The sequence below is a fragment of the Agromyces sp. GXQ0307 genome, assembly GCF_044769845.1.
In the GTDB taxonomy this organism is placed as follows: domain Bacteria; phylum Actinomycetota; class Actinomycetes; order Actinomycetales; family Microbacteriaceae; genus Agromyces.
Genome location: NZ_JBIZVY010000003.1, coordinates 65716 through 89808, shown reverse-complemented (window position 1 = coordinate 89808; position 24093 = coordinate 65716). Strand labels below are relative to the sequence as shown.

Here is a 24093-nt window from a genome sequence, read left to right as displayed (position 1 = left end):
CCGACGGCGCCCCCGGTCCGCGGTCGGGCCGACCGGATCCGATCGGACCCGGTCGGGTCAGCCGACGGATGCCGCGGCGCGCCGCTCGCGTCGGATCCGCTCGAGCCCGCGGTTGACCTCGTGCGCCCACAGTGGCCCGCGGTAGATGAACGCGGTGTACCCCTGCACGAGGGTCGCGCCGGCGTCGAGTCGTTCCTGCACGTCCTCCGCGGTCTCGACCCCTCCGACGGAGACGACGCACAGGTCGGCGGGCACCTGCTCGCGGATAAGCTTCAGCACCGCGAGCGAGCGCGTGGCGAGCGGCGCTCCCGACAGCCCGCCGGCCCCGATCGCCTCGACCTCCGCCGACGGTGTGACGAGGCCGGCTCGGGAGATCGTGGTGTTCGTGGCGATGATCCCGTCCAGGCCGAGCCGGACCACGAGCTCGCAGATCCGGACGACCTCCGCGTCGTCGAGGTCGGGCGCGATCTTCACGAGGAGCGGTGTGCGAACCGCCGCGGCGCGAACCGCTTCGAGCAACGGGGCGAGCGCGTCGAGCTCCTGCAGCCCACGGAGGCCCGGCGTGTTCGGAGAGCTGACGTTCACGACGAGGTAGTCGGCGTGCGGTGCGAGCACCTTCGTGCTCCGCACGTAGTCGTCGGTCGCGTGCTCGACCGGTGTCACCCGGCTCTTGCCGATGTTGACGCCCAGGACGGGTCGGCGACGACGGCGCGACAGCCGCGAGACCCGGCCGACGGCGGCATCCGCCCCGCCGTTGTTGAAGCCCATGCGGTTGATCAGTGCTCGGTCAGCGATCAGGCGGAACAGCCGCGGGCGCTCGTTGCCCGGTTGCGGGAGGGCGGTGATCGTGCCGACCTCGACGTGCCCGAAACCGAGCTGCCCGAGGCCGACGACCGCGAGCGCATCCTTGTCGAAGCCCGCGGCCACGCCGAACGGCGATGGGAATCGCAGGCCGAGCGCCTCGACCGCGAGCTCGGGTGCAGGCCCGGTCGCGCGCTCGACGAGGCGGCCCAGCCCGAGGGTCGGAAGCGCGCGGATGACCCGGAATGCGAGGTGGTGGGCGCGCTCGGGATCCATGCGCGAGAAGACGAGGGAGAAGAGGAGTCGATACATGCCTGGATCAGGCTACCCGAGCGTCGTCGCGCCGCCCGACGCGCCCCTCACTCGGCCGGCCTGGCCGGCAGCCGACCGTGCTCCTCCCGGAGCGCCTCGATCGCCGTCTCGAAGTCGTCGAGCGACTCGAACGCCTGGTAGACGCTCGCGAACCGCAGGTAGGCGACCTCGTCGAGTTCGCGGAGGGGCGGCAGGATGGCCAGGCCGATGTCGTTCGCCTCGATCTGCGAGGCGCCGGTCGACCGGATGGTCTCCTCGACCTTCTGCGCGAGCACCGCCAGGTCGGAATCGGTCACCGGCCGACCCTGGCAGGCCTTCTTGACGCCCAGCACCACCTTCTCGCGGCTGAACGGCTCGATCACGCCCGAGCGCTTGATGACCGCGAGGCTCGCCGTCTCGGTCGTCGAGAAGCGACGACCGCACTCGGGGCACTGGCGACGGCGGCGGATGGAGAGCCCGTCGTCGCTCGTGCGGGAGTCGATGACGCGCGAATCCGGATGGCGGCAGAAGGGGCAGTACATGGTGCTCCCAGCGTAGCGTCGGGATCAGCGACGATCGCCGAAGCGGGCGGTGACCGCCTCGCCGTGCGCCGGGAGGTCCTCTTCCTCGGACAGCGTCGCGATGACGGGCGCGACCGCGCGCAACGCGGTCTCGTCGTACCGCACCACCTGCTGCGGTCGCAGGAACGTCGCCGCAGACAGCCCGGCGGCGTACCGCGACTGACCGCCCGTCGGGAGGACGTGGTTCGAGCCAGCCGCGTAGTCGCCGAGGCTCACCGGCGAATACGGCCCGATGAAGATCGCTCCCGCGTTCTCGATGCGCTCGAGCACCGCGTCGGCGTCCCGCACCTGGATCTCGAGGTGCTCGGCGCCGAACGCGTTCGCGAAGTCGGCCGCCTGCGCGAGGTCGTCGACGAGCACGACCGCCGACTGCACGCCCTCGAGCGCGACCCGGACGCGTTCGGAATGCCGCGTCTCGGTGGCGCGCACGACGAGCCGCTCGAGCACCCGCTCGGCGAAGTCGGCCGAGTCGGTGACGAGCACCGCGGCGGCGAGTTCGTCGTGCTCGGCCTGGCTGACGAGGTCGGATGCCACGAAGTCGGCGTCGGCCGCCGCGTCGGCGATCACGAGGATGTCGGTCGGTCCTGCCTCCGCGTCGATGCCCGTGACCCCCTGCACGACGCGCTTCGCGGCGGCGACGAACACGTTGCCCGGACCGGTGACCCGTTGCACGGGGTCGAGGCCGAGCTCGGGCACCCCATAGGCGAACGCGCCGATGGCGCCTGCACCGCCCATCGCGTACACCTCGTCGATGCCGAGGAGCCCGGCGACTCCGGCGATCGTCGGGTGGATCCGCCCGCCGTGCGCGGCCTGCGCCGGCGAGGCGAGCGCGATCGAGCGCACGCCCGCCACCTGCGCGGGCACGACGTTCATGACCACGCTCGACGGGTACACGGCCTTGCCGCCGGGGACGTAGAGCCCGACGCGACCGACCGGCTGCCACCGCTGCTCGACCACCGCGCCCGTGGCGAGGGTGGTGCGTTCGGGCGCGGGAATCTGCGCGGCGCTCGCCGCGCGCACGCGCTCGATCGTCGACTCGACGGCGCGACGCACGTCGGGTCGCAGCGCGTCGCGCGCGGCCGCGAGTTCGCCGGCCGCCACTCGCACCGCCGGCGGCCGGACACGGTCGAACCGCTCGGCCTGGTCGAGCAGCGCCGCCTGCCCCCGCGCACGCACGTCGTCGATGAGTGCGCGAGCCGGCTCGAGCGCGGCGGCGACGTCGGTCGCCGCCCGTGGGACGAGGGCGAGCAACTCGGTCGGTGACGGACGGGTGCCACGGAGGTCGATCGTGCGAAGCATGGTCCGCTCAGCGTACCGACCGGCACCGCCCGACCGCTGGGAGCGACGTCACGTGAGGCAGTTCGGCCCGAGGAGGCTCTTCAGCTCGCCGTAGAAGTCGGCGCTCACCGCGACCGGGTACGGCAGCTCGAACACGCGCGCCGTCCGGCCCTTGGTGAGCTTCAGGCGCACCTCGGTGTCGCCGCGGTGCCGGATGAGCACGTCGCCGAGCGCGGTGATCGTGTCGGTGGTCGCCCGGACATCGGGCAGGGAGATCACGACCGGACCGGTCCCGTCATCCTGACCGACCTCGGGCTCGAACACGCTGTAGGCATGCAGGTTCATGCCGTCGTCGCGCATGCTGACGCGACCACGGACGACGACGATCGAGTCGCCCTTCAGCGCCGGAGCGAACTCCTGGTACGCCTTGCCCATGAACATGACGGTGATCTCGCCCGAGAAGTCCTCGACCTGGATCATGCCGTACTGGTTGCCGGACTGCCGTGCGACTCGGTGCTGCACGCTCGTGACCAGACCGGCCACGGTCACCGTGTCGCCGTCCTGCGTGGCATCCGAGCTCATCAGGTCGGTGATCGTCGTCGAGGCGTGCTTCGCGAGCGTCGCCTCGAGTCCCGCGAGCGGGTGATCGGAGACGTACAGCCCGAGCATCTCGCGCTCGAAGGCGAGCTTGTCGCGCTTGGCCCACTCGGGGCGGTCGGGCACGGGCGACGGGGCCGACTCCTTCTCGTGGTCCTCGAACAGGCTGTCGAAGTCGAAACCGACGTCCCCGTTCTCCTCGGCCCGCTTCTCCTTCACGGCCGCCTCGACGGCACCCTCGTGGATCTCGACCAGCGCGCGACGCGTGTGTCCGAGCGAGTCGAACGCGCCGGCCTTCACGAGGGATTCGACCGTGCGCTTGTTCGCGACCTGCGTCGGCACCTTCTTCAGGAAGTCGTGGAAGCTCTCGAAGGCCCCCTTCGCATCGCGCGCCGCGCGGATCGCGTCGACCACGTTGAAGCCGACGTTCCGCACCGCGCCGAGCCCGAATCGGATGTCGTCGCCGACGGCGGCGAAGAACCCGATCGACTCGTTGACGTCGGGAGGCAGCACCTTGATGCCCATGCGGCGGCACTCGTTGAGGTAGAGCGCGAGCTTGTCGCGCGCATCGCCGACGCTCGTGAGGAGCGCGGCCATGTACTCGGCCGGGTAGTGCGCCTTGAGGTAGGCCGTCCAGTAGCTGAGCACGCCGTACGCCGCCGAGTGCGCTTTGTTGAACGCGTAGTCGGAGAAGGGCAGCAGGATGTCCCACAGGGTCTTGATCGCGGCATCCGAGTAGCCGTTCGCCTTCATGCCGCCCGAGAATCCCTCGTACTGCTTGTCGAGTTCGGACTTCTTCTTCTTGCCCATCGCACGGCGCAGGATGTCGGCCTGACCGAGGCTGAAGCCCGCGACCTTCTGCGCGATCGCCATGACCTGCTCCTGGTAGATGATCAGGCCGTAGCTGGTGTCGAGGATGTCCTTCAGCGGCTCCTCGAGCTCGGGGTGGATCGGCGTGATCGGCTGCAGGCCGTTCTTGCGGAGCGCGTAGTTGATGTGCGAGTTCGCACCCATCGGTCCCGGGCGGTACAGCGCGATGACGGCCGAGATGTCCTCGAAGTTGTCGGGCTTCATCTGCCGGAGCAGCGAACGCATCGGCCCGCCGTCGAGCTGGAACACGCCGAGCGTGTCGCCCCTCGACAGCAGGGCGTACGCCTCGGGGTCGTCGAGCGCGAGGTCTTCGAGGACCGGCCGGAAACCGCGGTTCGCCTCGATGTTGTCGAGTGCGTCGTCGATGATCGTGAGGTTCCTGAGCCCCAGGAAGTCCATCTTGATGAGGCCCAGCGACTCGCACGCCGGGTAGTCGAACTGCGTGACGATCTGGCCGTCCTGCTCCCGCTTCATGATCGGGATGATGTCGATGAGCGGCTCGCTCGACATGATGACGCCCGCGGCGTGCACGCCCCACTGTCGCTTGAGGTTCTCGAGCCCGAGCGCGGTCTCGAAGACGGTCTTGGCCTCGGCATCGGTCTCGATGAGGGCGCGGATGTCGCCGGCCTCCTTGTAGCGCGGGTGGTCTCGGTCGAGGATCCCGGACAGCGGGATGTCCTTGCCCATGACGGCCGGCGGCATCGCCTTGGTGAGCTTCTCGCCCATGCCGAACGGGAAGCCGAGCACGCGGCTGGAATCCTTGAGCGCCTGCTTGGCCTTGATCGTGCCGTAGGTGACGATCTGGGCGACGCGCTCGTCGCCGTACTTCTCGGTCACGTACCTGATGACCTCGCCGCGACGACGCTCGTCGAAGTCGACGTCGAAGTCGGGCATCGAGACGCGGTCGGGGTTCAGGAACCGCTCGAAGATGAGCCCGTGCTGGAGCGGATCGAGGTCGGTGATCCGCATCGCGTACGCCGCCATCGAGCCGGCGCCCGATCCGCGGCCGGGACCGACGCGGATGCCGTTGTCCTTCGACCAGTTGATGAAGTCGGCGACGACGAGGAAGTAGCCCGGGAAGCCCATCTGCGAGATGACGCCGACCTCGTAGTCGGCCTGCTTCCGGACCTCGTCGGGGATCCCACCGGGGTAGCGCTCGTGCAGGCCCTTCTCGACCTCCTTGACGAACCAGCTCTGCTCGTCATCCCCGGCCGGAACGGGGTAGCGCGGCATGTAGTTCGCGCTCGTGTTGAACTGCACGTCGCAGCGCTCGGCGATGAGGAGCGTGTTGTCGCACGCCTCGGGGTGGTCGCGGAAGAGGTGGCGCATCTCGGCGGCGGACTTCAGGTAGAACTCGTCGGCGTCGAACTTGAAGCGGTTCGGATCGTCGAGCGTCGATCCCGACTGCACGCAGAGGAGCGCCGCGTGGCTCTTGGCGTCGTGCGCGTGCGTGTAGTGCAGGTCGTTCGTCGCGACCAGCGGCAGGTCGAGCTGCCTGGCGAGCCGCAGCAGGTCGTCCATGATCCGCTTCTCGATGCCGAGCCCGTGGTCCATGATCTCGGCGAAGAAGTTCTCCGTGCCGAAGATGTCGCGGAACTCCGCCGCTGCCTGCACGGCCTCGTCGTACTGGCCGAGCCGGAGCCGTGTCTGCACCTCGCCCGAGGGGCACCCGGTGGTCGCGATGAGGCCCTTCGAGTACGTCTGCAGCAGCTCGCGGTCCATGCGGGGCTTGAAGTAGTAGCCCTCGATGGAGGCGCGGCTGGAGAGCCGGAAGAGGTTGTGCATGCCCTCGGTGGTCTCGGAGAGCAGCGTCATGTGGGTGTACGCGCCGGACCCCGACACGTCGTCGCCGCCGCCATTCCCCCAGCGGACACGCGTCTTGTCGCTGCGATGGGTGCCCGGCGTGAGGTACGCCTCGGTGCCGATGATGGGCTTCACGCCGGCATCCGTCGCCTGCTTCCAGAAGTCGTATGCGCCGAACACGTTGCCGTGGTCGGTCACCGCGACGGCCGGCATGCCCTCGGCCACCGCGGCCTTCATCAGTTCGCCGACCCGGGCCGCCCCGTCGAGCATCGAATACTCGGAATGGACGTGCAGGTGGACGAAGGAATCGGCGGCCACAGGGCTCCTCATCGGTGGTGCAGCGAGCGGTTCTGGGGTACTTGGATTCTAGGGGCCACCACTGCCACGCCGGGCCCTCGGGGTGGCGATTCAGTCGCCGCCGAGCACGTCGAGCGCGTGCTGGAGGTCGGCCGGGTAGGCCGACTCGTAGGTCGACCACTCCCCCGTGCCCGGGTGCACGAACGAGAGCTGCTTCGCGTGCAGCCACTGCCGCGTCAGCCCCAGGCGCGCGCTCAGGGTCGGGTCGGCGCCGTACATCGCGTCACCCGCGCACGGATGCCGCTGCGCCGACATGTGCACTCGGATCTGGTGCGTCCGGCCGGTCTCGAGGTGGATCTCGAGGAGTGACGCGTAGGGGAACGCCTCGATCGTCTCGTAGTGCGTGACGGCGTGCTTGCCATCGGCGGTCACCGCGAACTTCCACTCGGAGCGCGGATGGCGGCCGACGGGCGCGTCGATCGTGCCCGCGAGCGGATCGGGCAGCCCCTGCACGACCGCGTGGTAGATCTTCTCGACCTCGCGGTCGTGGAACGCGCGCTTCAGCGCCGTGTACGCCGACTCCGACTTGGCGACGACCATGAGGCCGCTCGTGCCCGCGTCGAGCCGGTGCACGACGCCCTGCCGCTCCGGTGCGCCCGACGTCGAGATGCGGTAGCCGGATGCCGCGAGCGCACCGACGACGGTCGGACCCTCCCAGCCCAACGACGGGTGCGCGGCCACGCCGGCGGGCTTGTCGACGACGACGATGTGATCGTCGTCGTGCACGATCCCGAGGTCGGGCACCGGGATGGGCTCGACCTCGAGCGTGCGCGGCGGAACCCAGCTCACCTCGAGCCAGGCGCCCGCGCGGAGCCGGTCGGACTTGTCGACCGGTCGGCCGTCGAGGCTCACCCCACCCGCTTCGGCGAACTCGGCGGACTGGGTTCGGGAGAAGCCGAGCAGCTTCGCGATCCCCGCGTCGACCCGGACGCCGTCGAGCCCGTCGGGGACGGGCAGCGCGCGGTGCTCCACGTCAGGACTCGCGAGCGAGTTCGGCCGGTGCGCCGCCGCCGCGCTCCTCGCGGCCGGACTCGGGCGCCGCGGCATCCGTGGCGTCGCCGTCGCGGACCGGACGCGAGCCGTCGAGCCCCACGCCCCGGATCGTGAGGATCATGAAGAGGATCATGCTCGAGACGATCGCGATATCGGCGACGTTGTAGATGGCCGGCAGCATCCACGGCGTCGAGATGAAGTCGATCACGTGGCCGATGCCGAAGCCCGGCTCGCGGAAGAGGCGGTCGGTCAGGTTGCCGAGCACGCCGCCGAGCAGGAGCCCGAAGACGAGCGCCCAGGCGATCGAACGGATGCGGCGGGCGAACCAGATGATGAACGTGATCACGCCCGCCGCGAGGATCGTGAACACCCAGGTCATTCCGCTCGCGAACGAGAAGGCCGCCCCCGGATTCCGGACGAACTGCCAGTGCAGCACGTCGCCCAGCACCCGGACGGTCTCGCCCTCGGCGAGGGTGGTGACGACGAAGTACTTGCTGACCTGGTCGACGGCGTAGACCGTGATCGCGACGCCGACCAGGACCAGCAGTGCGGTGACGCCGAGCCTGGCCCTGCGCTCAGCCTCCAAAGCCCTGGAAGGTCGGTGCGGGCTGCTCGCCTGACGTCGTCGCGGCGTACCCGCCACCGACCTGGACCGGCTGCGCCGTGTCGAGGTCGCGCAGCTGGCCCTCGATGTAGCTCTTCAGCTTCGCGCGGTAGTCGCGCTCGAAGACGCGGAGCTCGTCGACGCGCTTCTCGAGCGCGACGCGCTCCTGATCGAGGATGCCCATCTGGGCGCGCTGCTTGGCCTCGGCCTCGGCGACGATGCGCGCGGCGGTCGCGTGTCCCTCGGCGATCAGCGCGTCCCGCTTCTCGACGCCCTCGCGCACGTGCTCCTCGTGGAGACGGCGCGCCAGCTGGAGGAGGTTCGTGGTGCTCGTCTGCTCGTCGATCTCGGACTGCGGGACCGCGGTCTGGGTCGGCACCGCGACGGTCGGGGCGGCCGCCGAGGGCTCCGCGTACGTCTGGGCCGGCGCGGGCGCGGCAGCGGGGGCTCCGGCGCCCTCGGTGGACCGCGACTCGGCGGCGGCGAGGCGCTGACGGAGCTCCTCGTTCTCCTGGTTCAGGCGGCGCAGTTCGACGACCACCTCGTCGAGGAAGTCGTCGACCTCGTCCTGGTCGTAGCCCTCCCGGAACTTCGTCGCCTGGAAGCGCTTGTTGACCACATCTTCCGGAGTTAGCGCCATGGCTTCCCACCCTCAAATCTGTCGAGCTGTTCGATCACGTTCTGCTAACGGTAGCAAAGAGAGCCTCGCGGATGCAGAGCGTCGGCTGGACGGCGCGCCCCGATCCCGCTCGGCTCAGGCGGCCGCCGCGGCGCCCGCCGCGAGCCACGATACGACGGTCATCGCGATGATCACCACCAGCATGGCGACGCTCCAGCCGAGGTCGAGCGCGACCTGTCCGAGACGGATCGGCGGGATGAGCCGTCGGAAGAAACGCACCAGCGGGTCGGTGACGGTGTAGACGGCCTCGACGAGCACCAGCACGACGCCGCGCGGTCGCCACGACCGGTTGAACGTCCGCACGAGGTCGAGGACGAACCGCGCCCACATCACGAAGAAGTAGATGAGGAGGAGCGTGTAGACGAGGTTCCAGACGACAGCGAGTGCGCTCACGTCCGGGAGTCTACGCGTGCGAGAAGAAGGAGGAATCCACGTCGGCCTCCCCTTCGCCCGCCTCGCCCGACACGACGACGTGCGCCGGCGAGAGCAGGAACACCTTGCTCGTGACGCGCTCGATCTTGCCGTGGAGCCCCTGCGAGAGCCCGCTCGCGAAGTCGATGAGTCGACGCGCGTCGGCGTCGGACATCTGGGACAGGTTGATGATGACCGGCACGCCCTCTCGGAAGGACTCGGCGATCACCTGGGCGTCTCGGTACTGGCGCGGGTGCACCGTGAGGATCTCGTTCATCTCCGCCTGCGGGGGTGTCGGTTGCACGTGGTGCTTTCGGAGGGGGGTGACGGCGGCGCCGCCCTTGGGCGCGGGCGCGGGCGCGGCGTGCACGACCGGCGCCGACGACGCGGCGGCCGGGGGCGACTCCGGCTCGAGTTCCTCGTCGGCGAGTCCCAGGTAGACCATGGTCTTCTTGAGCGGGTTCGACATCGCTGCCTCCGTCAGGGTGGTTCCGTGATTCCGAGGCTAGCCTCCGGTCGGCCGGTTCCCCGTGATTGCCGTGCCGATCCGAAGGTGTGTCGCACCCTCCAGGATCGCGTCGCGATAGTCGTGCGACATGCCCATGGACAAGGCGGTCGCCGCGGGTGCGATCGTTCCGACACGTTCGGACAGCGCGCGTACGCGGGCGAAGGCGGCCCGCGCCGGCTCGTCGAGGGGCGCCACCGCCATCAGGCCGAGCAGCCGGATGCCCGGGGTGGCGAGGACGCGCTCGACCATCGGCTCGAGGGCCTCGGGCGCGACACCTCCGCGCTCGGGATTGTCGGTCAGGTTGACCTGGATGAAGCCGTCCACCGTCGAGTCATCGGAATGCAGCGCATCGACGAGCGAGACGCGGTCGATGGAGTGGATCACGGAGGCGTAGGCGCGCACCTGCCGCGCCTTCTTGCTCTGGAGCTGCCCGACGAAGTGCCAGCGCAGATCGAGGTCGGCGAGCGCACGCGCCTTGGCCTGCGCCTCCTGGTGCCGGTTCTCGCCGATGTCGCGAACTCCGAGGCCGGCGAGTTCGCGGATGAGCGATTCGGGGTGGAACTTCGTCACGACGATCGTCGTGACCTCGCCCGGGTCGCGGCCGGCTTCTCGCGAGGCGTCGGCGACGCCGGACCGGACGACCTCGAGCCGTTCGGCGAGCCCGCTCACGAGGCGCCGACCGGGACGTCCGGGCGGCGCCTCGGCGCGCGAGCGATCACTTCAGGAAGTCGGGGATGTCGAGGTCGTCCGAGTCGTCGCCGAAGGCCGGATCGGAGACGATCTGGTCGGCCGTCGCGCTCGCCTCGCCCCAGTTGGCGGTCTCGACGAGTTCCTCGATGTCGATCTCGGTGATACCGTCGACCGCCTCCCCGCCGAGCAGGCCCGAACCGGCGCTCCCGCCCGCAGCCGCGCCGACCGCCGCGGGCACCGCGCTGGGCTGGCGGACCTCTGCCGGCCTGGGCGTCGGGTCTCCGCCGTCGAACCCGGCGGCGATGACCGTCACGCGGACCTCGTCACCGAGGGTGTCGTCGATGACGGCGCCGAAGATGATGTTCGCCTCGGGGTGCACGGCCTCCTGCACGAGCCTCGCCGCGTCGTTGATCTCGAAGATGCCGAGGTTCGAGCCGCCCTGGATCGAGAGCAGCACGCCGTGCGCGCCGTCGATGGAGGCTTCGAGCAGTGGACTCGCGACCGCCAGTTCGGCGGCCTTGATCGCACGGTCGGCGCCCCGCGAGGATCCGATTCCCATGAGCGCCGAGCCGGCGCCCTGCATGACGGACTTGACGTCGGCGAAGTCGAGATTGATGAGGCCGGGCGTCGTGATGAGGTCGGTGATGCCCTGCACACCGGCGAGGAGCACCTGGTCTGCCGTGGCGAACGCCTCGAGCATCGAGATCCCGCGGTCGCTGATCTCGAGCAGTCGGTCGTTCGGGACCACGATGAGGGTGTCGACCTCCTCCTTCAGGCGGGCGACGCCCTGCTCGGCCTGGGTCTGGCGCCGCTTGCCCTCGAAGCTGAACGGCTTGGTCACCACGCCGATGGTCAGGGCACCGATCGACTTTGCGATGCGCGCCACCACCGGAGCCCCGCCGGTGCCGGTGCCGCCACCCTCGCCCGCGGTCACGAAGACCATGTCGGCACCGGCGAGCGCCTCCTCGATCTCCTCCGCGTGGTCTTCGGCGGCCCGGCGGCCGACCTCCGGATCGGCGCCCGCCCCGAGCCCTCGCGTCAGGTCTCGTCCGACGTCGAGCTTGACGTCGGCGTCCGACATGAGCAGCGCCTGTGCATCGGTGTTGATCGCGATGAACTCGACGCCGCGCAGGCCGAGCTCGATCATGCGGTTGACGGCGTTGACGCCACCACCGCCGATGCCGACCACCTTGATGACGGCGAGGTAGTTCTGGTTTGTCGACATGTCCGGCCCTCTCTGCGAACTCTGAACCCTGAACCTCTACTCGAAGGTTAAAGTTTTGCCGAGTATGCAATTCCTGAATCGAAGGTAGGGCGCCCCGGGCGGCCCCCCGCTCGGCGTACGCGGCGTGTCGCGATCCCGACCGTCGCGCCTCAGCCCGTGACCGGACTGAGCGGCGCGGAGACGTCGTAGCGGTCGACCTGGTCGGGCGGCGCGGCAGCCATGAGGTCTCGGAGGACGGTCGTCTTCAGCGCCGCGTCCTCCGCGCTGCCCCACACGACGCTCGAACCCTCGTCCAGCACGAACCGGACGTCGTCGGTGGACTCCGCCGTGACCGACGCGACCTGCGCACGCAGCTCGGTCGGAAGGCTGCGCATCACACGGCCGGCCGCTCGGAACGCCGCATCGTCGATGCCGCCCTCGACCTCGATCAGCGGGAGCGAGTCCGGAACCTGGTCGACCCGCTCGACCACCACGCCCGCCGCATCCACTGCCATCAGGCCCGACGACGTGTCGAGCACCCCGATCGGCGTGCGTTCGACGATCCTCACCACGAGCGTGCCCGGCGGTACCGTCTCGGTCGTGTAGGTCTCGATGAGCGGGAACTCCGACAGCGCGCGCTGGACCTCGTCGGGCGCGATGAGCGGAAGGGGCGTGCCGACCCGATCATCGAACGCAGCCCGGACATCGGCCGCCGCGATCCGGCTCGTTCCCTCGACCCGCACCTCCCTCAGCGCCATGAGCGGCGAGTACGCGACCGCGACCGCCGCGACCCCGATCGCGACGATCGATGCGACGACGGTCATCCAGGTCGCACGACGCAGTCGGCTCCGCCTGGTGAACCGCCGGACCTCCTGTCGTTCGTACCTGCGACGGGTCCGTTCTGCGGCAGCGAGCTCGCGACGCGCGGCGCGATCGTCGGGGCGGGCGGCCCCGGCGACATCCGCGACGCGCCCGGCCGCGCGCCCGCGGGCACCGACCTTCCTCGCCGTCCCACCCGGTCCACCGCCGACAGGCAGCGCGATCGGTTCCGTCGCGTTCCGGTCCGGGTCGGCCGCGGTCGGCTTCGGCGCCGGGCCGGGGGCCCGGCCGCCCTGCCCGGCCCCCGCCGCCACGGCCGCAGCGCCCACGCCGCGGGACGGCGGCGCAACCGCGGACGACGCGGACCCGCTCCGAACGGGTCGTGCGCCGTCGAATCCCTGCGGCCGCTTCACCGGACCCCGATCAGGCGTCCCGCTCGCGTTCGAGCGAACCGATGAGCTGGGGCACGATCCGGTACACGTCGCCGCAACCCAGCGTGATCACGAAGTCGCCGGGTCGCGCGATGCGCGCCGTGTGGTCGGCGGCCTCCTGCCAGTCGGCGATGAACGCGACCCGATCGGCATGCTGGAAGCGCTCGCTCACCAGTGCACCCGTGACGCCGGGTTCCGGGTCCTCGCGCGCACCGTACACGTCGAGCACGACGGTCTCATCGGCGTAGCGTTCGAGCACCTCGGCGAACTCCTTCGCGAACAGCCGCGTGCGGCTGTAGAGGTGCGGCTGGTGGACGGCGATGATGCGGCCGTCGCCGACCACCGTACGCGCGGCGGAGAGCGCCGCGGCGACCTCGGTCGGGTGGTGGGCGTAGTCGTCGTACACGCTGACCCCGTCGACCACGCCGTGCAACTCGAAGCGCCGACCGGTGCCGGCGAAGCGCGAGATGCCCTCGAGCGACGCGGCCGGATCGAAGCCCAGGCCCACGAGCACGGCGAACGCGCCCGCCGCGTTGATCGCGTTGTGCCGACCCGGGATCCGCAGCTGCGCACGGTACGTGACGCCGTCGTGGTCGACGGCGAACGACACCGGCCCGGCCGTCTCGATCGAGTGCACGCGGACCGTGGCGTCGGCGGCCTCGCCGAACGTCAGGACGCGCTCGTGCGAGAGCCGCGCCCGGACGCGCGCCGCACCCGCGTCGTCGGATGAGATCACGACGAACTCGTCGGCCCGATCGGCGAAGTCGACGAATGCCTGCTCGAAGGCGTCGAGCGAGCCGTAGTGGTCGAGGTGGTCCGGATCGACGTTCGTGATGAGCGCCACCGACGTGTCGTACAGCAGGAAGGAGCCGTCCGACTCGTCGGCCTCGACGACGAAGAGCTCCCCGGCGCCCGATGCCGCGCTGACCCCGAGTTCCTCGATGACCCCGCCGTTGACGAAGCTCGGATCCTCGCCGAGCGCGAGCAGCCCGGTGATGATCATGCCCGTCGACGTCGTCTTGCCGTGCGCGCCCGCCACCGACACGAGCCGCTGTCCCGAGATCACCGAGGCCAGCGCCTGCGAGCGATGCAGCACGGGCACGCCGCGCAACAGTGCCGACCGGTACTCCGGGTTGTCCTGCCAGAGCGCGCCGGTCACCACGACGGTGTCGACGTCGTCGGGCAGGTTCTCGGCCGCGTGTCCGATCGCGATCGTCGCGCCGAGGTCGCGCAGGGCCTGGACGTTCGCGGAGTCGCGGACGTCGGAGCCGGTGACGCGGTGGCCCGCACCGAGGGCGAGCCGAGCGATGCCGCTCATGCCCGAACCGCCGATGCCGACGAAGTGCACGGCGCCGAGGTCGGCGGGGATCGCGATGGAGAGGTCGGGCTTGATGGTCACGGTGTCGCGGTGCTTCCTGGAGAGGGGTTCGGTCGGTTCAACGTTACGCGCCTGCGGCGTCGGCGCCGCCGTCGCGGCGCAGCGCGCCGTCGACGAGCTCGATCATGCGGTCGGTGCCGTCGAGGGCGCCGACGGATGCCGCGGCCCGGGCCATCCGCTCGAGGCCCTCGCGATCGGCGAGGAGCGGAACCACCTCGCGGGAGACCCACTCGGGCAGGAAGTCGGCGTCGTCGACGAGGATCCCGCCGCCGGCCTCGACGACGCCGGCCGCGTTGAACCGCTGCTCGCCGTTGCCGACCGGGTACGGGACGTAGACCGCTGGGATTCCGAGCGCGGAGAGCTCGCTCACGGTCGCGGCGCCGGCCCGGGAGACCGCCGCGTCGGCGATCGCGAGCGCGAGGTCCATCCGGTCGGCGTACTCGACCATCCGGTAGTCGGCGATGCCGGGGTCGTCGACCTCGGACTTCGCACCGGTCACGTGCAGCACCTGCCAGCCGGTGCCGGTGAGCGTCGCGGCGCTGTCGACCGTCGTGCGGTTGATCCGGCGGGCGCCGAGCGACCCGCCCGTGACGAGCAGCACCGGGCGCGCCGGATCGAGTCCGAAGAACGCGGCCGCCTCGGCACGCCGTGCAGCACGGTCGAGGACCTCGATCTCACGTCGGAGCGGCATGCCCACGAACTCGGCGCGCGGCAGCGGCGTGCCGGCGAAGGCGACGCCGACGCGCGCCGCGAAACGTGCGCCCAGGCGGTTCGCGAGACCCGGTCGCGCGTTGGCCTCGTGGATCACCACGGGGATGCCCGCGCCCCGCGCCGCCAGATAGGCGGGGGTCGACACGTAGCCGCCGAAGCCCACGACGACCTCGATGCCGCGCCCCGCGATCATCGTCCGGACCTCGGCGATGGATCGTCGGAAGCGTGACGGGAACCGCAGCGCCGCCCCGTTCGGCCGACGCGGGAAGGCGACCTTCTCGATCGTGAGGAGCTCGTACCCGCGGGCGGGCACGAGCCTCGCCTCGAGGCCCTCGGCGGTGCCGAGCACGAGCACGACCGCCTCGGAGTCTCGCTCCCGCAGCCGGTCGGCGACGGCGAGCAGCGGGTTCACGTGGCCGGCGGTGCCGCCGCCGGCGAGGAGGTACGTCGTCATCGCGTGCGGGCCGCCTTCGACGGACGGCGCGACGTCGTCCCGGCGCTGGCGCGCGTCGGCACCCCGGGGTCACGGGCGACGGAGAGCACGACGCCGATCGCGAAGAGGGTGGTCAGGAGCGCGGTACCGCCGGCCGAGACGAGCGGCAGCGGGACACCGAGGACTGGGAAGACGCCGAGCACGACACCGATATTGACACACGCCTGCCCGACGACCCAGACGAGGACCGCCGCTGAGACCGTGCGTCCGAACGGCGTCGCGGCCGCTCGCATCACCCGCGCGAGTGCGATGGCGAGCACCACGAAGAGCCCGATGACGACGACTGCGCCGATGAGCCCGAGCTCCTCGCCGATGATCGCGAAGATGAAGTCGTTGTCGGCCGCGGGCAGCCACGACCACTTGGCCGCCGAGTTGCCGAGCCCCACGCCGAAGATGCCGCCGTTCGCCATCGCGAACGTCCCGTGCTGGATCTGCCAGCAGTCGCCCAGGTTGTACTTCGCGCAGTCCTCCTCGAGGAACGCGGTGATCCGTCGCATCCGGCTCTCGCTCGAGACCGCGACGAGCGCGAAGGCGGCGGCGCCGAACAGCACCGGAACGGCGAGCAGCCGAAGGGGCACCCCGATGAGGAAGAGCGTGCCGAGGAGCATCGCCGCCATGACCATGACGGTTCCGAGGTCGCCGCCGAGCAGCACCAGCCCGATGGCGCCGCCGCCGACGAGCAGGATCGGCATGATCCCGGCGCCGAAGTCTCCGAGGTGGTCCTGCTTCTTGGTCACGATGAGGCCGAGCCAGAGCACGAGCGCGACCTTGATGAGCTCGGACGGCTGGAACTGGACCGGCCCGAGACGAAGCCAGTTGGTGTTCCCGCCGACCTCGACGCCGAGCGGCGTCGCGACCACGAGCAGCTGCAGTACGCACGAGACGCCGAGCACCAGCCAGGCGATCCGCATCCAGAACCGCTCCGGCATGCGACCGGCGAGCAGCATGACGGGCACACCGATCAGGGCGTACGTCGCCTGCTGCGCCGCACGCGACGTGAAGTCGCCATCGTTGGCGAGCGCCGACTCGACCTGCGACGACGAGAGCACCATGACGAGGCCGAGCACGACGAGGAAGAGCACCGTGCCGAGCAGCAGGAAGTAGTCCTTCGACTCCGGTCGGAACGCCCCGAGTCGGATCCGGGCGGCGAGCCCGGTCGACTCAGTCCGCCTGGCCGGCCGGGTCGTCCGAGGTGGGCTGGTCATGCCCCTCCTCTCCGAGCCGGTTGCGGACGGCCTGGTGGAAGCGCCGGCCGCGGTCGGCGTAGTCCGCGAACTGGTCCATCGATGCCGCCGCGGGCGCGAGGAGCACGGTGTCCCCTTCCTCCGCGACCGACGCCGCGAGGGCGACCGCGTCGGGCATCACGCTCTCAGTGTCATCCGCCGCGACCTCGAAGACGGGCACGCCGGGCGCGTGTCGGCGGAACGCCTCGACGAGGGCCGTGCGATCCACGCCGATGACCACGGCGGCGCGCAGTCGCGCCGAGTGCCGTGCGACGAGCGCGTCGGCGTCGACCCCCTTCAACAGTCCGCCGACGATCCAGACGACCGGGCTGAACGCCTGCAGCGACGCCTCGGCCGCGTGCGGGTTCGTCGCCTTCGAGTCATCGATCCAGCGGACGCCGCCGGCGGTCGCGACCGTCTGGATGCGGTGCGCGTCGAGTCGGAAGCCCGCGAGCGCGTCGTGGACGGCAGCGACCGGGACGTCGATGGAGCGCGCGAGCGCTGCGGCGGCGAGGATGTTCGCGACGACGTGCGGGACCGCGAGCCCCTGCGGCTCGAGCTCCTCGAGCGTCGTGATCTCGAGCGCCGCGGTGCGGCGGTCCTCGAGGAACGCCCGGTCGCAGAGGATGCCGTCGACCACGCCGAAGTCGCTCGGACCGGGCGTGTCCAGGCCGAAGCCGATCGCGCGGGCGCCCTCCTCGACCTCGGCGTCCTCGACCATCGACCGGGTCGCCTCGTCGGCGCGGTTGTAGACGCACGCGACCTTCGTGTTCGCGTACACCTTCGCCTTGGCGTCGCGGTACGCCTCGGGCGAACCGTGCCAGTCGTAGTGGTCGTCGGCGAGGTTGAGGCACACGCTCGCGACCGGGTGCACGGCGCCCGGGCCGGTCGTCGGCAGATGGTGCAGCTGGAAGCTCGAGAGCTCGACGACGAGCACGTCGTACCCGAGCGGGTCGCGGACCGCGTCGAGCACGGGAACGCCGATGTTGCCGCACGGAGCGACGCGGGAACCGCCCGCCGCGATCAGCGTGGCCGCGAGCTGCACGGTCGTCGTCTTGCCGTTGGTGCCGGTGACGAGCATCCACTCGGACGCCTTCACCTTGTCTCGGACCCGCCACGCGAGCTCGATGTCGCCCCACACCGGCACGCCGGCCGCGGAGGCCCAGCGCAGCATCGGGTGGTCGGGACGGAACCCGGGTGAGACGACGACGAGGTCGGGGGCGGATGCCGCGAGCTCGTCCGGCACGGCGTCGAGCGGGTGCACGACGAAGCCGACCCCGATCACGTCGAGGATGCGCGCGCGTTCGTCGTCCGGCGAGGCCGCGTACACCGTGACGCGCGAGCCGAGCTCGGCGAGCGTGTCGGCCACGGCGAACCCCGTGACGCCGAGCCCGAGCACGACGACGCGGAGGTCGCGCCACGCGTCGGAGTGCCAGCTCGTGAGTCCCTCGAGGCGTGCGGCCCCGCTCGTGGCATCCGTCAACTCTGCAGCCATTCGAAGTAGAAGGCGCCGACGCCGGCGGCGACGAACAGCCCGGCGATGATCCAGAACCGGACCACGATGGTGACCTCGGCCCAGCCCTTGAGCTCGAAGTGATGATGGATCGGGCTCATCAGGAAGATCCGTTTGCCGCCCGTGACCTTGAAGTAGGCCCGCTGCACGATGACCGAGCCGGCCTCGATCACGAAGAGGCCGCCGATGACGAGCAACAGCAGTTCCGTCTGGCTCGTCACCGCGAGCGCCGCGAGGGCGCCGCCGAGGGCGAGCGAGCCCGTGTCGCCCATGTAGATGTGCGCGGGATTCGTGTTCCACCAGAGGAAGCCGACGACGGCGCCGACGATCGCGGTCGCCACGATCGCGAGGTCGAGCGGGTCGCGCACGTCGTAGCTGCGGTACAGGTCGCTCGGGTTCAGGTTCTCGCTGAACCGCGACTGGTTGAACTGCCAGAAGCCGATGATGATGAACGAGCCGATCGCCAGGATCGACGCGCCCGAGGCGAGTCCGTCCAGGCCGTCGGTGACGTTCACCCCGTTCGAGGCGGCCGCGGTGATGAGCACGATCCAGACGACGTAGGCGATGATGCCGACCACGGTGCCGAGCACCATGAAGTCCAACGGCAGGTCGCGGATGAAGGAGATCTTCGTCGACGCGGGGGTCGCCCCCTCGGCATTCGGGAACTGGAGCGCGAGCAGCGCGAACACGGCGGCTACGAGCGTCTGGCCCGCGATCTTCGCCCAGCCCCCGAGGCCGAGGCTCTGCTTCTTGCGCGTCTTCAGGAAGTCGTCGACGAATCCGACGAGGCCGAGACCGACCATCATGAACAGCACGAGCAGTCCGGAGGCCGTCGGGCCGTCCCCCACCAGGGTCGTGGCGACGAAGTAGCCGAACAGCGTGCCGAGGATGAAGATGATGCCGCCCATCGTGGGCGTTCCGCGCTTGACGTGGTGCGTCTTCGGGCCGTCGTCCCGGATGAACTGGCCCCACCCGAGACGCGTGAACAGCCGGATGAACAGCGGCGTCAGGAACAGGGTGAACGAGAGCGACAGGGCTCCGGCGGTCAGAAGTGCTCTCACGCGAACCATTCTCCCAGTCGGTCGCCGAGGTGGCGGAGGCCCGCCGAGTTCGACGATTTCACGAGCACGGTGTCCCCGGGACGAGCCGACGCGGTCACGAGGTCGAACGCCTCGTCCGCCGACTCCACGTACTGGGACTCGCCGTCCCACGAACCCTCGTTGATGGCCGTGATGTGCAGACGCCGCGCACCCTCGCCGACGACGACGAGCTGCGAGATGCCGAGCCGGACGGCGAGCAGGCCGATCCGGTCGTGCTCCTCGCCCGAGAACTCGCCGAGCTCGCTCATCTCTCCGAGCACGGCGATCGTACGAGCACCCGGTCGCTTGACCTGCGCGAGCGTCTTCAGCGCCGCGGCCATCGAGTCGGGACTCGCGTTGTACGCGTCGTTGATGATCGTGATGTCGTCGCGGCCGCCCAGGACCTGCATGCGCCACTGCTCGGCGAGCGTGACCTGCTCGAGGCCGCTGACGATCGTGGCGAGCGGCACGCCGAGCTCGAGGGCGGCGGATGTCGCGGCCAGCGCGTTCATGACATGGTGCTCGCCGAGCACCGAGAAGCGCACGCGAGCGGACTCGCCCCCCGGCACCGTGACCGTGAATTCGGTGCCCTGCGGGTGCACGACGATCTCGGTCGCGCGGACGTCCGCGCGCTCGCCGAGCCCGAACCAGACGACGCGCGCCGCCGTGCGCTCCGCCATGGGCACCACACGCGGGTCGTCGGCGTTCAGCACCGCGACATCCGTCGGGAGCAGGTCGGTGACCATCTCGGACTTGGCCTGCACGGTCTTCTCGATCCCGCCGAACTCGCCCGCGTGCGCGAGGCCGACCTTCAGGACGATGCCCACGTCGGGGCGGGCCATGCGGATCAGCCGGGCGATCTCGCCCACGCCCGAGGCGCCCATCTCGGCCACCAGGAACTCGGTCTGCTCGGTCAGCTCGAGCATGGTCGTCGGCGCACCGACCTCGTTGTTGTAGCTCTTCCGCGCGGCGACGGTCGGACCGACCTGCTCGAGCACCGTGCGGAGCAGGTTCTTCGTCGTGGTCTTGCCGTTCGATCCGGTCACGCCGACGATCTTCAGGCGGCCGGCGGCCCGAACGCGTCGGACCACCTCGGTCGCGAGCGCGCCGAGCGCGTCGACGGAGTCGGTGACGACGACCTGCGCGACGGGGAGGTCGAGCACGTGCTCCACGATCAGGAGAGCCGCTCCCCGCTCGACGGCGCCCGGTGCGAACCGATGCCCGTCGTCGAACTCGCCGCGCTTGGCGACGAAGACGCCGCCCGGCTCGATCTCCCGCGAGTCGGTGGTCACCGCACCGTCGACGATGGTCTCGAGCGTCGCGTCGGTACCCGCCGGCTCGAACCGGCCCGCGGTCGCCGCGGCGATCTCGGTCATGGTGAGCGCGATCATCCGAGCCACCCCGCTTCCTGCAGTGCGAGCCGTGCGTCGTCCCTGGCCGAGTAGGGATGCTTCACTCCGGCGACCTCCTGGTAGTCCTCGTGACCCGGGCCCGCGTAGAGGATCGCGTCACCCTCGCCGACGAGCGAGAGCGCGTGCCGGAAGGCGGCGCGCTGGTCGGCGATCTCATGGATCTCGCGATCCGGGACGGCGGCGCGCGCGCCGGCGATCAGCGCCGCCCGGATCGCCGCCGGGTCCTCCCACCGCGGGTGGAAGTCGGTGACGACCAGCACGTCCGCGCCGCGGGCGGCGATGGCCCCCATCTCGGCCCGCTTGGTGGTGTCTCGGTCGCCGTCGGCGCCGAAGACCATCACCACACGGCCTGCGGTCGTGCGGCGGATCGCCTCGAGCGCCTGTGTGAACGCGTCGGGCGTATGCCCGTAGTCGATGTAGACGACGGGGCCGCGATCACCGGAGACGCGTTCGGTCCGCCCCGGGATGTACGCGTCGATTCCGTGCTCCGCCACGGCGCCGGCGATGAGATCGAGGTCGTGGCCCGCCTCGACGAGCAGCACGATGGCGAGCGCGGCGTTCGCGGCGTTGTACCTGCCGATGAGCGGAATGCTCGTCTCGAGCGAACGGCCGTCGGGCGCCTCGAGACGGAAGGCGGTGCGGGTCGGCGTCTCCTCGAGCACGGTGAGGCGCCAGTCGGCGTCCACGCCGGGTTCGGTGGCGAGCGTGGCGACCGGGATGCGCGACTCCGCGACGAGTCGCTCGCCCCATTCGGAATCGACCGTCACGACGCCGCGGCGCGCACGCTCGGGCGTGAACAGCTCGCGCTTCGCATCGAAGTACTCCAGCATCGACGCGTAGTCGTCGAGATGGTCGTGCGAGAGGTTGGTGAAGCCGACGACGTCGAACACGATGCCGTCGACGCGGTGCCGGCTGAGCGCCTGCGCCGACACCTCGATGCCGACGGCTCTGACGTCGACCTCGCGCATGCGGGCGAGGAGCGCGTGGAGCTCGCTCGCCTCCGGCGTCGTGAGCGAACTCGTCACCGCCTCGTCGCCGATCCGACGCTCGGCGGTCGAGGTGAGTCCGGCGACGACGCCGAGCTGACGCAGGATCGCATACAGGAGGTACACGACGCTCGTCTTGCCGTTCGTGCCGGTGACGCCGAACAGGGTCGCGGGGTTCTCCGCGGTGCGGTGGATCCAGGCCGCCACCTCGCCGAGCGCTGCTCGCGCATCGGGCGTCACGAGGACGGGGAGGCCCGACTCGGCCGCACGCTCGGCCCCCGCGGCATCCGTCAGCAGCGCGACCGCGCCGTTCCCCGCAGCCTGCGCGGCATAGTCCGCGCCGTGGGCGTGACGGCCGGGCACGCCGACGTACAGGTCGCCGCCGTGCACCGCCCCGGAAGCGATCGCGACGCCGGTCACGTCGAGGTCGTCGATCCCGCCGCGCACCTCGAATCCGAACGCATCCGCGAGGCCGCGGAGCGATCGAGGACTCGGGTGCTGCGGCCGGAGTGCCGTGGGAGGCGATCCGGTCACGAACCCAACTTTCTCACCAGGTGGCTGGCAGCTCGGGCGCCGGGGCGCCGGATGGAACGGTCCGGTACTTCTTCAGCACCTGGCTCATCACCTGTTGGAAGACGGGAGCCGATGCGGCGGACGAGTTCATCTTAACCGGGTTCATGATGCTGACCGAAACGACGAACTCGGGGTCGTCCGCCGGGGCGAACCCGGAGACGGAGACGAGGTAGCCGGACTGGTACCCGCCGTTGCCGTCCGGGACCTGCGCCGTTCCGGTCTTCGCGGCGACGCGGTAGCCGGGGATCTCCCATTGATCGGCGAGCCAGCCGTGGAGGTACACCTGCTCGAGCATCTGACTCGTCTGGTCGGCGGCGTTCTCGGACACCACGCGTCGTCCCTCATCGGACGGCACCTCGGTCACGCTGCCGTCGGACTGCCGGCATCCCTCGACGAGCGACACCGGCATCCGGACGCCGCCGTTCGCGAGCGCCTGGTAGGCACTCGTGATCTGGATCGCCGTCGTCGTCAGTCCCTGGCCGAACATCGTCGCGTACTTCGTCTGGCTGTCCCAGTTCTCCGGCCCGCCGTGGAGGTCGCCCGGCTCCTCCCCCGCGAAGCCGACCTCCGACTCCGCTCCGAGGCCGAAGTCGAGCATGTCCTGATATCGCTGCTCGTCGTCGACCTGCTCGCCGAACATCGACATGGCCGTGTTCGAGGAGTCGATGAGCATCCCCGTCATCGTGTAGTTGGTCGGCCCGTGGTAATGGCTGTCGTTGATGTTCGCGCCGTTCGGGGGCAGGTAGCGGTAGTCGGCCGTCACGCCGCTCGTGGACGACCCCTTGCCGGCGTCGATCACGGACGCCGAGGTCAGGGCCTTGAAGGTCGAGCCCGGCTCGAACGGCGCCGAGAACGCCCGCGAGCCGCGGTCGGAGGCGTCGACCGAGCTGGGCGAGTTCGGGTCGACCGTGGGCACGTCCGCGACCGCCAGCAGCTTGCCCGTCTTCGCCTCCATGACCGTGACGGTGGCCCACTCGGCACCGGTCTCCGCCACCCGGGACGCGGCGATGCGCTGCACGAAGTACTGCAGGTCGGCGTCGATCGTGAGCTGGAGGTCGCCGCCGTCGTGGGCGGTCTTCTTGACGACCTCGGAACCGGGGATCGCGACCCAGTCCTTCAGGCTGTGCAGCCAGCTCATCTCGCCGTCCTCACTCGCCAGGCATGCATCCTCCGAGTACTCGAGGCCTGCACCCGCCTCGCCCTCGTCGGTGACGAACCCGAGGATGTTGCCGGCGACCGCCCCGTTCGGATACCGGCGGCCGGGCGCCTCCTCCGAGTACACGAACGGGATGCGCAACGCCTTGACCCGTTCGTAGACCTCCGTGTCGACGCGCTTCGCGACGTACGAGAAGTCCGCACCCGGGTCCTTCGCGAGCTCGCTCTCGATCTGCGTCCGCAACTCGGCCGCAGGTCGGCCGATCACGTCGCCCAGTTCGCCGAGCGCCTCGTCGAGGGTCACATCGACCGCGTCGTCGCCGGTCCCGCGCTCAAAGGACTGGGTGGCCATCGCCTGCTTGGGCGAGAGCGTGATGTTGTACCGCATGACGCTCTCCGCGAGGACGGTTCCGTTCGCATCGACGATCGCCCCACGCTCCCCGTAGATCACGCGCGTCTCCGACCGCACGTCCTGCGAGGCCTCGTTCAGCTCCGCAGCGCGCACGACCTGGATGTCGACGAGCCGGACCACGAACCAGCCGACCACGAGCACGAGGGCCAACCCCGCGGCGACGATGCGGCGCATCGGGTGGCGGCTCACTCGATTCATCGGCTGGTGCGCTCCGTCCGGCTTCGGGTCATGGTCTACGGGG

At 70.5% G+C, this 24093-nt stretch carries 20 protein-coding genes; all 20 read right to left on the bottom strand.

Annotation, left to right across the window (positions count from 1 at the left end; translation table 11 throughout):
* Positions 1-57 precede the first annotated feature (57 nt).
* The gene (locus ACIQH8_RS10435; protein WP_400998136.1) at positions 58-1113 is read right to left on the bottom strand and encodes a quinone-dependent dihydroorotate dehydrogenase; all 1056 of its coding nucleotides are present in this window, start codon (positions 1111-1113) and stop codon (positions 58-60) included.
* 47 nt (positions 1114-1160) lie between these two features.
* Positions 1161-1634 (bottom strand): transcriptional regulator NrdR, encoded by a 474-nt coding sequence (gene nrdR / locus ACIQH8_RS10430; RefSeq protein WP_155051343.1) that lies wholly within the window; start codon positions 1632-1634, stop codon positions 1161-1163.
* A 24-nt stretch (positions 1635-1658) separates the two neighbouring features.
* Complete coding sequence (gene hisD / locus ACIQH8_RS10425; RefSeq protein WP_400998133.1) at positions 1659-2972, bottom strand: histidinol dehydrogenase; 1314 nt, start codon at positions 2970-2972, stop codon at positions 1659-1661.
* Between the two features lie 48 nt (positions 2973-3020).
* Entirely contained in the window at positions 3021-6551 is a 3531-nt protein-coding gene (gene dnaE, locus ACIQH8_RS10420) for a DNA polymerase III subunit alpha (protein WP_400998130.1), read from the bottom strand.
* A 78-nt stretch (positions 6552-6629) separates the two neighbouring features.
* Positions 6630-7550, bottom strand: a complete 921-nt coding sequence (locus ACIQH8_RS10415; protein WP_400998127.1) for an RluA family pseudouridine synthase — start codon at positions 7548-7550, stop codon at positions 6630-6632.
* Position 7551: 1 nt separating this feature from the next.
* Positions 7552-8157, bottom strand: coding sequence for a signal peptidase II (lspA, locus tag ACIQH8_RS10410; protein ID WP_400998124.1), 606 nt, complete (start codon positions 8155-8157; stop codon positions 7552-7554).
* Positions 8147-8815, bottom strand: coding sequence for a DivIVA domain-containing protein (locus tag ACIQH8_RS10405; protein WP_400998121.1), 669 nt, complete (start codon positions 8813-8815; stop codon positions 8147-8149). Before ACIQH8_RS10405 ends, lspA begins: the two co-directional genes overlap by 11 nt.
* Before the next feature lie 114 nt (positions 8816-8929).
* Complete coding sequence (locus ACIQH8_RS10400; protein WP_166548517.1) at positions 8930-9247, bottom strand: YggT family protein; 318 nt, start codon at positions 9245-9247, stop codon at positions 8930-8932.
* A 10-nt stretch (positions 9248-9257) separates the two neighbouring features.
* Positions 9258-9734 (bottom strand): cell division protein SepF, encoded by a 477-nt coding sequence (locus ACIQH8_RS10395; protein ID WP_400998119.1) that lies wholly within the window; start codon positions 9732-9734, stop codon positions 9258-9260.
* Between the two features lie 36 nt (positions 9735-9770).
* A complete protein-coding gene (locus ACIQH8_RS10390) occupies positions 9771-10442 on the bottom strand; it encodes a YggS family pyridoxal phosphate-dependent enzyme (RefSeq protein WP_400998116.1) in 672 nt (223 codons plus the stop codon).
* Between the two features lie 46 nt (positions 10443-10488).
* Complete coding sequence (gene ftsZ, locus ACIQH8_RS10385) at positions 10489-11688, bottom strand: cell division protein FtsZ (protein WP_400998113.1); 1200 nt, start codon at positions 11686-11688, stop codon at positions 10489-10491.
* Positions 11689-11837: 149 nt separating this feature from the next.
* On the bottom strand, positions 11838-12491 hold the full coding sequence (locus ACIQH8_RS10380; RefSeq protein WP_400998110.1) for an FtsQ-type POTRA domain-containing protein: 654 nt from the start codon (positions 12489-12491) through the stop codon (positions 11838-11840).
* A gap of 418 nt (positions 12492-12909) precedes the next feature.
* Complete coding sequence (gene murC, locus ACIQH8_RS10375; protein ID WP_400998107.1) at positions 12910-14316, bottom strand: UDP-N-acetylmuramate--L-alanine ligase; 1407 nt, start codon at positions 14314-14316, stop codon at positions 12910-12912.
* Between the two features lie 43 nt (positions 14317-14359).
* The gene (gene murG / locus ACIQH8_RS10370; RefSeq protein ID WP_400998105.1) at positions 14360-15460 is read right to left on the bottom strand and encodes an undecaprenyldiphospho-muramoylpentapeptide beta-N-acetylglucosaminyltransferase; all 1101 of its coding nucleotides are present in this window, start codon (positions 15458-15460) and stop codon (positions 14360-14362) included.
* On the bottom strand, positions 15457-16704 hold the full coding sequence (gene ftsW, locus ACIQH8_RS10365; protein ID WP_400998102.1) for a putative lipid II flippase FtsW: 1248 nt from the start codon (positions 16702-16704) through the stop codon (positions 15457-15459). The genes murG and ftsW overlap by 4 nt, the downstream gene beginning before the upstream one ends.
* Positions 16661-18217 carry a UDP-N-acetylmuramoyl-L-alanine--D-glutamate ligase gene (gene murD / locus ACIQH8_RS10360; RefSeq protein ID WP_400998099.1) on the bottom strand — a complete coding sequence of 519 codons (1557 nt, stop codon included), beginning with the start codon at positions 18215-18217 and terminating at the stop codon, positions 16661-16663. Before murD ends, ftsW begins: the two co-directional genes overlap by 44 nt.
* Positions 18202-19296: a phospho-N-acetylmuramoyl-pentapeptide-transferase gene (mraY, locus tag ACIQH8_RS10355; protein WP_400998097.1), complete on the bottom strand. Its 1095-nt coding sequence runs from the start codon at positions 19294-19296 to the stop codon at positions 18202-18204. Before mraY ends, murD begins: the two co-directional genes overlap by 16 nt.
* Positions 19293-20705 (bottom strand): UDP-N-acetylmuramoyl-tripeptide--D-alanyl-D-alanine ligase, encoded by a 1413-nt coding sequence (gene murF, locus ACIQH8_RS10350; RefSeq protein ID WP_400999788.1) that lies wholly within the window; start codon positions 20703-20705, stop codon positions 19293-19295. Before murF ends, mraY begins: the two co-directional genes overlap by 4 nt.
* A complete protein-coding gene (locus ACIQH8_RS10345; RefSeq protein ID WP_400998094.1) occupies positions 20702-22246 on the bottom strand; it encodes a Mur ligase family protein in 1545 nt (514 codons plus the stop codon). The genes murF and ACIQH8_RS10345 overlap by 4 nt, the downstream gene beginning before the upstream one ends.
* 13 nt (positions 22247-22259) lie before the next feature.
* Positions 22260-24041: a peptidoglycan D,D-transpeptidase FtsI family protein gene (locus tag ACIQH8_RS10340; RefSeq protein WP_400998091.1), complete on the bottom strand. Its 1782-nt coding sequence runs from the start codon at positions 24039-24041 to the stop codon at positions 22260-22262.
* Between the last annotated feature and the right edge of the window lie 52 nt (positions 24042-24093).

Coding starts and splice junctions, on each gene's coding strand:
- murG (WP_400998105.1), bottom strand. CDS start 15,460: ATGACGACGTACCTCCTCGCCGGCGGCGGCACCGCCGGCCACGTGAAC.
- murD (WP_400998099.1), bottom strand. CDS start 18,217: ATGGCTGCAGAGTTGACGGATGCCACGAGCGGGGCCGCACGCCTCGAG.
- ACIQH8_RS10435 (WP_400998136.1), bottom strand. CDS start 1,113: ATGTATCGACTCCTCTTCTCCCTCGTCTTCTCGCGCATGGATCCCGAG.
- nrdR (WP_155051343.1), bottom strand. CDS start 1,634: ATGTACTGCCCCTTCTGCCGCCATCCGGATTCGCGCGTCATCGACTCC.
- ACIQH8_RS10395 (WP_400998119.1), bottom strand. CDS start 9,734: ATGTCGAACCCGCTCAAGAAGACCATGGTCTACCTGGGACTCGCCGAC.
- hisD (WP_400998133.1), bottom strand. CDS start 2,972: ATGCTTCGCACGATCGACCTCCGTGGCACCCGTCCGTCACCGACCGAG.
- ACIQH8_RS10380 (WP_400998110.1), bottom strand. CDS start 12,491: ATGACCGTCGTCGCATCGATCGTCGCGATCGGGGTCGCGGCGGTCGCG.
- ftsW (WP_400998102.1), bottom strand. CDS start 16,704: ATGACCAGCCCACCTCGGACGACCCGGCCGGCCAGGCGGACTGAGTCG.
- dnaE (WP_400998130.1), bottom strand. CDS start 6,551: ATGAGGAGCCCTGTGGCCGCCGATTCCTTCGTCCACCTGCACGTCCAT.
- ftsZ (WP_400998113.1), bottom strand. CDS start 11,688: ATGTCGACAAACCAGAACTACCTCGCCGTCATCAAGGTGGTCGGCATC.
- ACIQH8_RS10405 (WP_400998121.1), bottom strand. CDS start 8,815: ATGGCGCTAACTCCGGAAGATGTGGTCAACAAGCGCTTCCAGGCGACG.
- murF (WP_400999788.1), bottom strand. CDS start 20,705: ATGATCGCGCTCACCATGACCGAGATCGCCGCGGCGACCGCGGGCCGG.